This is a genomic window from Nocardia sp. NBC_01499 (genome assembly GCF_045040275.1).
GTDB lineage: Bacteria > Actinomycetota > Actinomycetes > Mycobacteriales > Mycobacteriaceae > Nocardia.
The window spans coordinates 6,218,426-6,230,962 of record NZ_CP109426.1 but is presented as its reverse complement, the minus strand read 5'-3'; the positions used below and the strand labels follow the sequence as shown (position 1 = coordinate 6,230,962).

General features: G+C 66.8%; 15 protein-coding genes. 8 read left to right on the top strand and 7 right to left on the bottom strand.

What is annotated here, in order from left to right:
* Positions 1–92: 92 nt before the first annotated feature.
* From OG203_RS28480 to OG203_RS28455, 6 genes are all read left to right on the top strand, one after another.
* Positions 93–1,037, top strand: a complete 945-nt coding sequence (locus tag OG203_RS28480; protein WP_405160330.1) for an SIS domain-containing protein — start codon at positions 93–95, stop codon at positions 1,035–1,037.
* A gap of 85 nt (positions 1,038–1,122) precedes the next feature.
* Positions 1,123–2,169 carry an ROK family protein gene (locus OG203_RS28475; RefSeq protein WP_405160329.1) on the top strand — a complete coding sequence of 349 codons (1,047 nt, stop codon included), beginning with the start codon at positions 1,123–1,125 and terminating at the stop codon, positions 2,167–2,169.
* A 76-nt stretch (positions 2,170–2,245) separates the two neighbouring features.
* On the top strand, positions 2,246–3,400 hold the full coding sequence (gene nagA / locus OG203_RS28470; RefSeq protein WP_405160328.1) for an N-acetylglucosamine-6-phosphate deacetylase: 1,155 nt from the start codon (positions 2,246–2,248) through the stop codon (positions 3,398–3,400).
* Positions 3,397–4,350 (top strand): 1-phosphofructokinase, encoded by a 954-nt coding sequence (locus OG203_RS28465; RefSeq protein ID WP_405160327.1) that lies wholly within the window; start codon positions 3,397–3,399, stop codon positions 4,348–4,350. The genes nagA and OG203_RS28465 overlap by 4 nt, the downstream gene beginning before the upstream one ends.
* A gap of 197 nt (positions 4,351–4,547) precedes the next feature.
* A complete protein-coding gene (locus OG203_RS28460) occupies positions 4,548–5,375 on the top strand; it encodes a class II fructose-bisphosphate aldolase (RefSeq protein ID WP_405168033.1) in 828 nt (275 codons plus the stop codon).
* Between the two features lie 366 nt (positions 5,376–5,741).
* Positions 5,742–5,921: a hypothetical protein gene (locus OG203_RS28455; RefSeq protein ID WP_405160326.1), complete on the top strand. Its 180-nt coding sequence runs from the start codon at positions 5,742–5,744 to the stop codon at positions 5,919–5,921.
* A 146-nt stretch (positions 5,922–6,067) separates the two neighbouring features.
* Here OG203_RS28455 and OG203_RS28450 read toward each other — a convergent pair whose 3' ends face one another.
* Both OG203_RS28450 and OG203_RS28445 read right to left on the bottom strand, forming a co-directional pair.
* Positions 6,068–6,268, bottom strand: a complete 201-nt coding sequence (locus tag OG203_RS28450) for a DUF397 domain-containing protein (protein WP_405160325.1) — start codon at positions 6,266–6,268, stop codon at positions 6,068–6,070.
* The gene (locus tag OG203_RS28445; RefSeq protein ID WP_405160324.1) at positions 6,265–7,146 is read right to left on the bottom strand and encodes a DUF5753 domain-containing protein; all 882 of its coding nucleotides are present in this window, start codon (positions 7,144–7,146) and stop codon (positions 6,265–6,267) included. Before OG203_RS28445 ends, OG203_RS28450 begins: the two co-directional genes overlap by 4 nt.
* 142 nt (positions 7,147–7,288) lie before the next feature.
* Between OG203_RS28445 and OG203_RS28440 the strand changes: the two genes are divergently transcribed.
* Positions 7,289–7,591, top strand: coding sequence for a hypothetical protein (locus OG203_RS28440; protein WP_405160323.1), 303 nt, complete (start codon positions 7,289–7,291; stop codon positions 7,589–7,591).
* A gap of 63 nt (positions 7,592–7,654) precedes the next feature.
* Complete coding sequence (locus tag OG203_RS28435) at positions 7,655–8,104, top strand: DUF4254 domain-containing protein (RefSeq protein WP_405160322.1); 450 nt, start codon at positions 7,655–7,657, stop codon at positions 8,102–8,104.
* A gap of 608 nt (positions 8,105–8,712) precedes the next feature.
* On the opposite strand, the gene OG203_RS28430 is transcribed toward OG203_RS28435, so the two are convergent.
* The 5 genes from OG203_RS28430 to OG203_RS28410 form a co-directional block, all read right to left on the bottom strand.
* The gene (locus OG203_RS28430) at positions 8,713–9,027 is read right to left on the bottom strand and encodes a DUF3349 domain-containing protein (protein WP_405160321.1); all 315 of its coding nucleotides are present in this window, start codon (positions 9,025–9,027) and stop codon (positions 8,713–8,715) included.
* A 15-nt stretch (positions 9,028–9,042) separates the two neighbouring features.
* Entirely contained in the window at positions 9,043–9,378 is a 336-nt protein-coding gene (locus OG203_RS28425; RefSeq protein ID WP_405160320.1) for a DUF3349 domain-containing protein, read from the bottom strand.
* A 10-nt stretch (positions 9,379–9,388) separates the two neighbouring features.
* On the bottom strand, positions 9,389–9,673 hold the full coding sequence (locus OG203_RS28420; protein ID WP_405160319.1) for a hypothetical protein: 285 nt from the start codon (positions 9,671–9,673) through the stop codon (positions 9,389–9,391).
* Between the two features lie 11 nt (positions 9,674–9,684).
* A complete protein-coding gene (locus OG203_RS28415) occupies positions 9,685–10,950 on the bottom strand; it encodes an anion permease (RefSeq protein ID WP_405160318.1) in 1,266 nt (421 codons plus the stop codon).
* 113 nt (positions 10,951–11,063) lie between these two features.
* Entirely contained in the window at positions 11,064–12,308 is a 1,245-nt protein-coding gene (locus OG203_RS28410) for a lipase family protein (protein ID WP_405160317.1), read from the bottom strand.
* Positions 12,309–12,537: the final 229 nt, after the last annotated feature.

The following is a 12,537-nucleotide window of genomic DNA, read 5'->3' as shown; positions in this document are numbered from 1 at the left end:
TGGACAGCCGATGATGGGATCGAACTGATCGACCGACTATCAACATAGACCCAAGTTTGATCATATGTGACCGATTCGCTCGTAAATTTGACATGAACGATCACCGGGCGGATTCTGTTGTTGTGCCGATCTCCGCCGAAACCACGCCCGTCACCCATCTGGCCAACGAGGTCGCCACCCAGCCTGATGACTGGGCGCGCGCCGAAACGATCGCTGCCGAACATCGCGACATCCTCCCCCACAAGGGCGAGCGAGTCGCCGTGATCGGTTGCGGCACTTCCCTGTTCATGTCCAAAGCGATCGCGGCATTGCGCGAGGGCGCTGGCCACGGTCTGACCGACGCCTGGCCGGCCAGCGAGGTCCGCTCCGGTCGCGAATACGACCGCTACCTGGTGATCTGCCGGTCAGGCACGACCACCGAGGTGGTCAATGCCATGCGGGACATCCCAGCACACATTCCACGCACCGTCATCTGCTCCAGTCCAGGCACCCCTGTGCTCGAGCTCGGCGACCCGATCCTGATCGACGAGGTCGACGAGCAGTCGGTGGTGCAGACCCGCTTCGCCACCACCGCCCTGGCGATCCTGCGCTGGCACCTCGGCGAAGACCTCGCCCCGGTCATCGAACAGGGCCGCAAGGTGCTCGCCGAGGATCCGGCCGTATCGCTGGCCGAGGTCCGCAACGCCGAGCAGATCAGCTTCGTCGGCATGGGCTTCGCCGCCGCCATCGCCGAGGAATCCGGCCTCAAGCTGCGCGAATCCTGCCAGTCCTGGACCGAGTCCTACCTGGCCACCGAGTACCGGCACGGTCCGATCGCCATCTCCGCGCCGGGTCGCACGGTGTGGGCCTTCGGTCCGCTCGTCCCGAACTTCGCCACCGATATCGCGAGCACCGGTGCCAACTTCGAGCACCGCGACATCGACCCGATGGCCGATCTGCTGCGCGTCCACCAGCTCTGTGTGCTGCGCGCGGCCGACCTCGGACTCGACCCCGACCACCCGCGTGGGCTCAATCGCTCGGTCGTCCTCGACCAGTGATCGGACCGGCCCGGTGAAACTCGACCCAGCCGCAGCTTTACCTGGAACCGCGCTGCTCAACGCATCGGGAACTACTGTGCGAAGTATGGGAGTGGCGAACGAGGTGTCCTCGACCAGTGCCGCCCGGCCCGCGGCCGGGACTGCCGGGTCGGCCGCGGCGGCTCACCGCGGCGGCACAGCGACGCGTTCGGCTGCGGTATTGCCGCAGCCGGACGCGTTGGCCGAGGACGCACTCGTGCTCGGGCTCGATGTCGGCGGCACCACCATCAAAGGTGAGATCACCGATGCCGCGGGCACGGTGCTCGCCGTCGGCACCGTCGTGACGCCGCAGGGCGACGCGGCGTTCGAGGTGATGGGGGCACTCGGTGATCAACTGCTCGCCGAGCTGACCGAGGAGCAGCGCGCCCGGGTAGGCCGGGCCGCCGTTGTGCTGCCCGGCATCGTGGACGCCGTTCGTTCGATCGCCGTGTTCAGTAGCAATATCGGCTGGCGCGACTTCAAGATCGGCGACCGGTTCCTCGATCGCTGGGGTGTGCCGGTACTGATCGAACACGATGTCGCCGTGGCGGGTTGGGCCGAATGGCGCTTCGGCGCCGGACGCGGTTACGACAACGTCTGCGTGGTCATCCTCGGCACCGGCATCTCCGGCACCCTGTCCGTCGGCGGGCGTTTGGTGCGCAGCAGCTACGGCCAGGTCGGCGAATACGGTCACATCCCGGTCCGCGCGAACGGCCTGCCCTGCCCGTGCGGCAACATCGGCTGCGTCGAAACCGTCGCGTCCGGTGCGTCGATCGCCCGCGCGTACACCCGCCGCACCGGCCACGAAATCGACGGCGCCGCAGAAGTATTCGCCCGTGTCGAGACCGACCCCGACGCGGCGGCCGTGCTCGACGACGCGGTCGAAGCCCTCGCCGACGGCCTCATCGGCATCGTGCACGCCGCCTGCCCCGAACTGATCATCCTCGGCGGCGGACTCGCGGGCGCTGGCGCCGCACTGACCGAGCCACTGCACCAAGCCATCGCCAAGCGGCTTCGGCTGGTTCCCGCTCCGCACGTGGTGCTCGGCGAATTCGGCGCACGCGCCGGTTTGACGGGGGCCGCGCTCTTCGCCAGGCAAGGAGCGCTCGCGTGATCGGGGTCTTATGCGCTGACGCGGTGTCGGCCGGACGGGTGGCCATGCCCGAACTCGGTCGAGAGGAGTTGCTCGTATGGTGACCGAATTGGTCGTTCGCGGGCGCGTCGTCTCGGCGACCGCTCAGCTGGACGACGGTGTTGTCACGGTCGTGGGTGATCGGATCAGTGCTGTGCTGCCGTTCGCGGAATGGGTTGCGGCGCATCCGAATTCGCCGGAACCCCCCTTCGCGGGCACGCTGCTGCCCGGGCTGGTCGACATTCATAATCACGGCGGGTTCGGGCATCGGTTCGATACCGTCGATGCGGCGGAAGCGCGGGCCGCCGCGGAGTTTCATCATGCGAGCGGGACCACGACGGTCGTCGCGAGCATTGTTACCGCGGCCGCGGCGGACATGGTCGGGCAGACCGCCGTGTTGCGGGAGCTGGCGACGGAAGGGCTGATCGGCGGCATTCATGCCGAGGGGCCGTTTCTGTCGGAGGCGCGGTGCGGGGCGCAGGATCCACGGTTCTTGCGCGATCCCGATCTCGAGCTGACCGACCAGCTGCTCGCCGCCGGAGGTGGACACCTGCGGGTGATGACACTGGCTCCGGAGCGAGCCGGTTATGACGCCGTCGCGCAACGACTTACCGAACACGGCGTGGTTGTTTCGCTGGGGCACAGTAACGCCGACTACTCCGCGTTCCTGAAAGCGTTGCGGCCCACCGGGTTCGGTAGTTTGGTCACCCATCTGGCGAATGGCATGGCGCCGCTGCATCATCGTGATCCCGGTCCGGTCGGGGCGGGTCTGGTCGCCGCGGCGGCCGGGCACGCGACGGTCGAGCTGATCGGGGACGGTGTGCATGTCGACCCCGGTTTCGCGGCGCTGGTTTTCGCGGCCGCGTCCGGTCGGGTCGCGCTGATCACCGATGCCATGCAGGCGGCGGGGCTGTCGGACGGCGAATATCAGCTCGGTCCGCAGTCCGTCACGGTGCGGCAGGGGGTCGCCAGGATCGCGAACGGTTCGATCGCGGGCGGCGTGAGCACGCTGCTCGATGGCGTGGCACGAGCGGTCCGCGAGTCCGGCGTTTCGCTGGCCGACGCGGTGCTGGCGGCGACGTCGACCCCGGCGGCGGCCCTCGGGCTGGCCGAGGTGGGTGACCTGCGCACGGGATATTTCGCCGACCTACTGATCGTCGGGGAGAATGTCCAGTTGCGCCGGGTGCTCAGGCGAGGACAGTGGTTGTCGTGATCCTCACCGTGACGATGAACCCCGCCTACGACATGACCTATCGCGTCGAGCACTTCGAACGCGGTCAGGCACATCGGGTCCGCTCGGTCGAACAGCGCATCGGCGGCAAGGGCATCAACGTCACCAGGGTGTTGAATCAGCTCGGAAAGTACGCCAGGGCAACGGGTTTCTCCGACCACGCCTTCGCGGCCGCCGCCGAGCTGGAGATGCCGGTCGACTTCGTGCACGCGCTGCCCTGGGTCCGGCGCACGGTGGTGATCAGCGAATCCGAGGACGGCACCGCGACCGCCCTGTGGGAGCCGGGCGCCCGCGTCTCCAACCCGCACGCCGCCGAACAGCTTGCCGTGCGCGTCGCAGGCATGCTGCCTGATATCGACGGCCTCGTCATCTCTGGATCACTGCCAGGCGGTATCGCGTCGACCCTGCCCGCCGAGATCGCCCGCACCGCCATCGCCGCCGACGTGCCGACCATCTGCGATGTCGACGGCGAGGCGCTGCGCCTGGCCGCCCAGATCCCCGGCATCATCCTCATGCCCAACGGCGATGAGCTGCACCGGCTCACCGGCATCAAGCCCGCCACCGCCGACGAGGTCGTCACCGCCGCCTACCCCCTGATCGAGAGCGGTGTCCGCGCCGTCATCGCCACCCGCGGCGCCGACGGCATGGTCGCCGTTACCGCCGATGGCGCCTGGTTCGCCACCATGCCCGAGCCACTGGCCGGAAACCCCACCGGTGCAGGCGATTCCGCCACCGCCGCGGTAATCGCCGCGCTCACCGAGGACGCGGTCCCCGACTGGCCCGCCATCCTCACCGACGCCGTCGCCACCTCGGCCGCCGCCGTGGTTATCCCCGTCGCGGGCGAGATCGATCGCTGCCTGCGCTCCCGCATCGCCCCCACCGTCCGCGTCATCCGACTAGACCTACCCACCCGCCAAGAATCCGCCCCGTGAACCGGACGCCAACGCTCCGCCGCACCACCCTGACCCGCCGCACCGGCGTCGCAGGCACGATCGGCTCCGAGGAAGCGCTGGCGTCCGAATTCGCGGGCGCACCATCGCCGACGCCCATGACGAATTCGTACCCGTTCGTTGCCCCGACCGTGCCTGTCGAGCAGGCGGGCATGTTTGAACTCTCAGGAGATGTACCTATGCCGTTGACGCCCGTTTCCGACTTGATCACTGCCGCGAGACCGGGTGGGCTCGGTGCGTTCAATGTGATCACCTTGGAGCATGCCGAGGCCATCGCGGCGGCTGCGGAGTCGGCGAAACGGCCTGTCGTACTACAGCTTTCGGAGAATACCGCGAGTTACCACGGCAATCTGGCCCCGCTTGCGCTTGCCTGCCTGCGGATCGCGGCGGACAGCACCGCCGACATCGCCGTCCACCTAGACCACGCGACCAGCCCCGAATTGGTCCGCGCCGCAGTCGATCTCGGCATCCGCTCGGTCATGTACGACGGCTCAACCCTCGACTATGCCGCCAACGTCGCCACCACCGCCGACATCACCCGCTGGTGCCACGATCGCGACGTGCACGTCGAAGCCGAACTCGGCGAGGTCGGCGGCAAAGACGGCGCCCACGCGCCCGGCGTCCGAACCGACCCCGACGAAGCCGTCGAGTTCGTCGCAAGCACCGGCGTCGACGCCCTGGCCGTAGCCGTCGGCTCCTCGCACGCCATGCACACCCGCACCGCCACCCTCGACAACGACCTCATCGCCCACCTCGCCGCCAAGGTCCCCGTCCCGCTGGTCCTGCACGGCTCCTCCGGCGTCCCCGACGACGGCCTGCGCGCCGCGGTCGAACACGGCATCACCAAGGTCAACATCGCCACCCGCCTCAACGTCCTGATGACCGAGGCCATCCGCACCACCCTCGCCACCACCCACACCCTCTCCGACCCCCGCAAATACCTGACCCCCGCCCGAGCCGCCATCCAAGCCGAGGTAACCCACTTCCTCCACCTGCTGGCCGGCTAGCCAGAAGTATGCGGCCGGCGGCGCCAGGAGTAACGCCGCCGACCGCGGGGAAGGGTGGACCGGGGCAGCCGATCCACCAAGGCTCGACACCCCCACCCTCCCTTCCCCACCTGAACACTTCCCCCCACCGCACCTGAGAGTCCCCTAGGAACCCCCGCCCGCACCACGCCCAACGGGACATGATGACGGCCCCACTCACACTTTTCGACCACTTATGTCCCGCTCAGCGCAGGCCCGGACGGCGAGCGGCACATGATGGCGGAGAGACTTGGAGTTCGGCGCCGCCATGTCCCGCTCGGCGACCCGAACGGGCCCTCCACGCACGCCCACGAAGCCCAGATCTGAACCTCTCACCAACGGGACATAGTGGCGGAGTTACTCGCACTTTCCCGCCACTATGTCCCGCTCGGCGCAGACCCAGACGGCGAGTGGGACATGGTGGCGGAGGGTCCCGTTGGTGAGAAGTGGACGGTCGGCGGCGCGGGCGAGGGACCAGCGCCGCCGACCGGCGGGGTGGTGGGCCGGGGCAGTGGGCCCACCAGGTGAGTTGTCGGGAGAAAGGCTAGGAATTCCGACGAGTTCAGCTTGCTCGGCCGACCTCGAGGGTCGCCCCAGTTCAGCTGGGAATCAGCTGGGAACGAGACCTCAGCCCCGCGTGTCCGCTGCCGCTAGGTATTGCTCAGCGTGGGCCGTCAGAGGGTGGCGATGAACGCGGACCAGTCGGAGGTGTTGAACGCGAGGGTAGGTCGGGAAGCGACTGCCCCTTGGTACTTGCTGTCCCGCACCAGAACTCGATCGCGGTCGAATCGCACCTCGACGCAAGTCTGGGAGTCGCCGGAATGCGAGGACTTGAACCAGCCCGTGCTGGTGGAGACATAATCGGCAGAACTCACAACGACGACTTTAGCCGAGCTGCCGAACTCTCGATCAAGTCCAACGACTGTTCCCGACCCAGGGCTAGCGACCTTGCACGGTCGTACAGGAACCGAAGGTCGCGGACATGCGTCTCTTTCCTGTCCATGTCGTCAACATAGAGTTCGCCGAACACAGCCGATTCATGCCATGCGAGCGTTGGGAGTCGGGGACTCGCGAAGTCGAGCAAATGAAATGTGGAGCCAGCCAAGATAGTTCCGGTGGAAACGAACGGAATCACCCGAAGGTCAACGTTGTCCGGATGTGTTCGGATGACTTCGGTCAAGTGGCACAGCTGCCGATAGAGAACCTCTGGACCCCCGATCTGCTGGGCAAGCGCCGCCTCGCCGATCACTACGGTCAGTTGGACGCGACCATCGCCATCCAGACGCTGTTGCCTGCGCAACCGAACCTCGACGCGCTGGTCGACCTCCACCGCCGGAACCGTCGCCACCTGGGACACCATCAGCGCTCGGATGTATTCCTCGCCCTGCAAAAGACCTGGCATCAGCACACTTTCGTATGTGCGGATTGTCTGCGCCCCGGATTCCAGACCGTAATAGCGGAGCAGGAGGTCGCCGAACAGCGCCGTGTACTTCGTCCACCACCCACGCCCTCTGGCCGCCTCTCGCAGCTCCATCAGCTCGTTCTGCTCACTGTCGTCGATCTCCAGGATGTCCAACAGCTGCTCGAGCTTGCCCTTGGGCAGCAAGTTGCGTTCGTTCTCGATGTGCGACCAGTACGCAGGCGATACATCCAGGGCTTTGGTAATCGAGGCGGCGCCGAAACCTAACTCCAACCGCCGCTGCCGCAGACGAAGTGCCAGCTCCCAGCGTGCAACCGCAGGTGACAGGGCCATGCGCGAATAGTACAGCCAGCACTCTCGGCGACTGGATATCGTAAGTTGACTTGTATAGTTTACAAATCTAGAGTGACTGTGTCACACATCACAGGCGGGACCTCGCTGGTCGGGCTCGCACGGTGGGAACTAGGGGGTTCGGGTGTCTGTGCATGTCATTGGTAAGACCTGGATGGTCAGTAATCGGACGGCGCATCAGGCTCGGCGGGTCAGCGAGGATGCGTGGGTGGTGTCGTATCTGCGGGGTCGGATGTTGACGACAGAGCAGGCGACGGCGGCTCTTCAAGCGGCGGAAGTGGTTTCGCTGATGGATGAGTTGGCGCAGCGGATGGGGCTGACCGCGTTGGAGGCGGTCGGGCTGGCCGTGATGGAAAAGCCCTGGGAGACACCGTCACCCAAGCGGCTCCGACTAGTACCTCGCCCGGGAGGGCGGCACCAACGCTGAATCTCGCAGCGGCGCTTCATATCTCTTGTCCAGTAGCAGCATTCACAGCAGGGGGTTATCGTCATGGAACCGCTTCCTTCGAAGGGTCGAATCCTCGAAGCCTGCCGGGCCGCACCGCGCACGGGGCATCCGGTGTTGGAATCCACTTATCTACTCGCCGGATTGCACGAGCGGCGCGCACGCACCGAACCCGGCGCGGCCGGTGATATCGACGCGCACCGCGCCCGCCTGGTCCTCGCCATCGACCGGTGGGTCGCCACCGAACTCCCACCACCGCACGGCGGCGCGCACATGCACACCGAAACCGTCGGCATGGTGGTCGACCGCCTCGCCCAGTTCTCCGTCAGCGCCAACGAAACCCTGTCCAGCGCACCGGAATGGACAGTCCACGGCGCCTGGGAACGCCTCGCCGAACTCGCCCTCGGCTACCACGACCTGGCCTTTGAAGTCTCCGCAGGCTTCCGCCGCCTCCCCTACCTCAGCGGCCCCCGAACCTCCAACCCACCCACGTAACCCCAAACCCTTGCGCCGAACGGGACATCACGGAGGCCCCACTCACACTTCACCGCAACCATGTCCCATTCGCCGCGCCCCTCCGGCCGACCGGGCCGCCAGCGGCCACCGAACGGGACGCCACGGAGCGACCATCGACCTTGCGCCGCAGCCAAATCCTGTGCGCCGCAACCCACCAGCCGACCAAGCCACCAGCGGCCATCGAACAAGACGCCACAGCGCAACTATCGGCCTTGCGCCACAACCACGTCCCGTTCACTGCGGCTTACCGGCGACTAGCCCTCCGGTGTTCAGCGAACGGGACATCACGGAGGCCCCACTCACACTGCGCCGCAACCATGCCCCATTCGCCGCGCCCCTCCGGCCGACCAGGCCGCCAGCGGCCACCGAACGGGACGCCACGGAGCGACCATCGACCTTGCGCCGCAGCCAAATCCTGTGCGCCGCAACCCACCAGCCGACCAAGCCACCAGCGGCCATCGAACGAGACACCACAGCGCAACTATCGGCCTTGCGCCACAACCACGTCCCGTTCGTCATCGGTCCGACCGTCACAGGTCGGCCTGCCGCCACCACGTCCCGATCGGCGATGAACCATCGACAACCCATCAGACCGGCGGGGTCGAACCTCCGGCCGAGGAACCGTCTTGCGGCCAGGCATGCGCCTCCAGGCGCGTCTGGACGCGCAAAACATCCGCCTCCGAAGGCATCTCGTTGGTGATCTTGGTGATCATCACCTGGATGTCGGTCCTGTCGGCTGGCAGGTCACCGGAACCTGCCAGCTCGGCGGCGATTTGGCGGACCTCGTCATCGGAGAGGCGGCGGCGCAGCAGGGCGAGCAGCGGGATGTAGTCGGATTCCGGGACACCGTCCGGATATCCGGCCCGCAGCCAGTCGATAATGGCACTCAGAAAGGGTGGCATCGGCGAACGCGTGCGTCAGTCGACGTCGGGCGGTGGGGTGGCCAGCGGCCAGCCGCCGGCCGCCAGGTGTGAGGCCACCCTGACGACGTCGACCTCGGCTGGCTGCTCCTTCGCGACCCGCGCGATGGCGTCCTCGATCTCGGCGCGGGTGATCTCGCTGTCCGGATTCGACGCCGCCAATTCCTCGGCGATCGCGACCACCTCGAAATCGGTGAGGTGCCGGTGCAATACCGCGAACAGCGCCACGTAATCCGAGGTCGGGATGCCCTGCGGATAACCGGCACGCAGCCAGCCGATGATCCGGCCGAGCACCTTCGGCCTGAGCTCCGTGGATTTCGCTTGATCGGTCACATTTCGCCCTTCAGGACTCTCCGAACAGGTGAATGCCGAACTTCGCGGCAATGAAAGACTTTGCGGTATAGAGGATCCCGACGACGATCGCGGCGAGGATCAGCCCGAAGCACACCAGCGCGACGGCAAGTGCCGGGTAATTGCGTTGTCCGACACGGCCATCCGGAGTCACCGTCTCGGCAGTCGACCAGAAACGCACCCCGACCGCGAAGACCAGCGGCAGCCCGGCTCCGAGGATCAGACCGGCGAGCATGACCTTCCAGAGCGCGTTCAGATTCGTGATGAGCGTATGCACGTCTACTCCTCCTAAACCTGCGCCGACCGGGTCGACTTGCCCGGCTCCGCGGTCATATCCGGTGTGCCGGATTCTGCACCACTTTCCCGTGCCGCGCCGCTCGGCTGCACAACATCGACCGGATCTGTCGGTCCGCCCGGCGTGTCATCCGGCCATTCGTTGACGTTCCCGGTGTCCACCGGATCCCGGCGCGACCGCGCGTACATCAGCCCCGACAGCCCGAGCAGGATCGCGAACACCACGAGCACGCCGGGCAGTCCGCCGATATAGTGCGCGATCGCCCAGCACGCCGCACCGGCCAGACCGGCGAGCGGCAGCGTGAGCAGCCACGCGACCACCATGCGTCCCATCACGCCCCAGCGCACCTCGGCGCCCTTACCGATCCCGGTGCCGAGGATCGAACCGGTCGCGGTCTGCGTGGTCGACAGCGGCAGCCCGAAGTGGGCCGAGCTGAGAATGATTGCCGCCGAAGCGGTTTCGGCGGCGAGGCCCTGCGGCGACTCGATCTCGACGAGACCCTTGCCGAGCGTCCGGATGATGCGCCAGCCGCCGAGGTAGGTGCCCGCCGCGATGGCGAGCGCACACGCGCCCATCACCCACACCGGCATGTCGGCGTTCTTGGTGAGCGTGCCGTGCGCGACCAGCGCCAGGAAGATGACGCCCATGGTCTTCTGCGCGTCGTTGGTGCCGTGTGCCAACGAGACCAGCGAGGCCGAACCGATCTGACCCCAGCGGAAGCCTTTTTCCACCTTGTCGGGATCGGACTTCTTGGTGATCCGATAGACCAGCCAGGTGCCGAGGGCCGAAACCAGCGCCGCGACGATCGGCGCGAGCACGGCGGGCAGAATGATCTTGGTCAGCACCCCGTCCGAGCCAGCGGCCCAGATCACGCCGCTCCAGCCGAGCGCGGCGAGGGTGGCGCCGATCAGGCCGCCGAACAGTGCGTGCGAGGAACTCGACGGCAGGCCGAACAGCCAGGTCAGCAAGTTCCAGAGAATGCCGCCGACCAAACCGGCGAACACGATGATCAATAGGTCGTGGCCCTGCACAGCGTCTAGTCGGACGATGCCCTTGGCCACGGTGGCGGCGACCGCCACGGAGAGAAATGCGCCGACCAGATTCAGTACCGCCGACAGCGCCACCGCGACACGTGGCTGCAACGCCCCGGTGGCGATGGAGGTCGCCATGGCGTTCGCGGTGTCGTGGAAGCCGTTGGTGAAATCGAATGCGAGTGCGGTGACGATGACGATCAGAAGAACCAGTAATTCGACGGTCACGCATCTAGTGTGCGGTACCGGTCAATAGGATTGCCAGGTGGTTGCGGTTAACCGCGCGTCGCCCATGCGTTAAGTTAGATCTTGTCCTCTATCGGCCCGGATACCGTCGCCGATCAGCCGAATCGAGTGCAGCCGGCATTCACCGGCTTGCCAGCAAATCGATCTTCGATCCAGGCGTACGCGCCCGGAATACCACTCGTGCTGACGATGAAGTGTTCACCGAGATATACCTGAAAATCCACCTGGGTTCCGCCCCGGCACCAGTCCTGATAGAGGTTCTCCGCACCGGCCAACGGCACCCACCATTCGTTCAGGCCGTGATACATGAACACCGGGATGGTCGGCGGCATGGCACCCAGCCGATTCTCGGTCAGAATGTCGCGAATGAACGGCAGCTCGGTCGGTGCCGGCGCATCGGTGAGCGCCTGTACCGGAATGGGCGCGACGATCCCGACGGTCTCCTCGGCGGACATGCAGAAGTCCTTGCCGATCCGCGCGAGGCGCCAGCCGTTGTCGTTCATCAGGCCGAGCATCTCCGGATACTCGCGCGCCAGACCCAAGGTTGCGGCCAGGAAGATCCCGGACGCGACATCCTTGCCGTTCATGGTGTGCATCAGCATCTCGAAGTCGGCGGGCACGCCGCCGAACGCGACGCCGACGAGATTGAGCTCCGGCGCGTACTTCGGTGCCAGCTGCGCGGCCCAAGCCGAGGCGATGGCACCGCCGGAATAGCCGGTGATCGCGGTCGGCGATTCGGGCCGCAGACCTAGTTCGGGAGTGCGCACCGCGGCCCGGATCGAATCGAGCACCGCATGCCCGGCCATCAGACCCGCCGCGTACGCCTGCCGCGGCCCCTCGTGATCGGGCACCAGCACCGCGAAACCCTTGGACAGCGGGATCTGCGCCATCCACAGCTTGCTCGACACCATGCGCAGCTCATAGGACGGCGCGCACTGGTTCCCGAGCGAGTCGATCGCCGGATTCAGGGTCACCAGCGGACGCGGTCCCTGGCCGGTCCACGGCGTCGCCGGGGACAGCAGGGTGGCGACCACCGGGACCGGCTTGCCCTTCGCGTCGGTCGACCGGATCAGCAGCTCGGTCGAGATCAGCGGAACTCCCGTGACGCCGGTGCCACCGGGACGGGACGCGAGAACTGTTCCCGGCGAACGGGTTTCGAAGCCGATCGGTGGCGTGTAGAACGGATCGCCCAGCGGCGTCGGCATGGCGTCGGCGATGTCGCGGGTCGGAAAGAGCAGATCATCGATCGGATTAGCGTGCGCGCACGTGCCGAGCACCGCGCTGACCGCGACGACCGAGGCCAGCGCCATCGCGCGAAGGCGCCACACTGTAGAACCCAACTGTCTTCCCCGATCCCGAAGCAGAACCCTGCCGAACCCACTGCATTCTGGCCCGCCCCTTCACCCCTGAGGAGCCCTCACTTGCAGTGGCACAACAATCCTCGCACCACCCCGCCCCCAACCGCTCGACATCGCCCAGACTCCCGCGAGTCGACCGCGAACGGGACATGCCTCATGTCACCTCCCGGCAGGCTGATGCCTAACGGGACCTAGCTGCGGCGAATCGCGA

What these genes read in the sequence shown, in the direction of transcription:
- OG203_RS28480 (WP_405160330.1), top strand. Translation starts at nt 93, where the DNA reads ATGAACGATCACCGGGCGGATTCTGTTGTTGTGCCGATCTCCGCCGAA.
- OG203_RS28475 (WP_405160329.1), top strand. Translation starts at nt 1,123, where the DNA reads ATGGGAGTGGCGAACGAGGTGTCCTCGACCAGTGCCGCCCGGCCCGCG.
- nagA (WP_405160328.1), top strand. Translation starts at nt 2,246, where the DNA reads ATGGTGACCGAATTGGTCGTTCGCGGGCGCGTCGTCTCGGCGACCGCT.
- OG203_RS28460 (WP_405168033.1), top strand. Translation starts at nt 4,548, where the DNA reads ATGCCGTTGACGCCCGTTTCCGACTTGATCACTGCCGCGAGACCGGGT.
- OG203_RS28445 (WP_405160324.1), bottom strand. Translation starts at nt 7,146, where the DNA reads ATGGCCCTGTCACCTGCGGTTGCACGCTGGGAGCTGGCACTTCGTCTG.
- OG203_RS28435 (WP_405160322.1), top strand. Translation starts at nt 7,655, where the DNA reads ATGGAACCGCTTCCTTCGAAGGGTCGAATCCTCGAAGCCTGCCGGGCC.
- OG203_RS28430 (WP_405160321.1), bottom strand. Translation starts at nt 9,027, where the DNA reads ATGCCACCCTTTCTGAGTGCCATTATCGACTGGCTGCGGGCCGGATAT.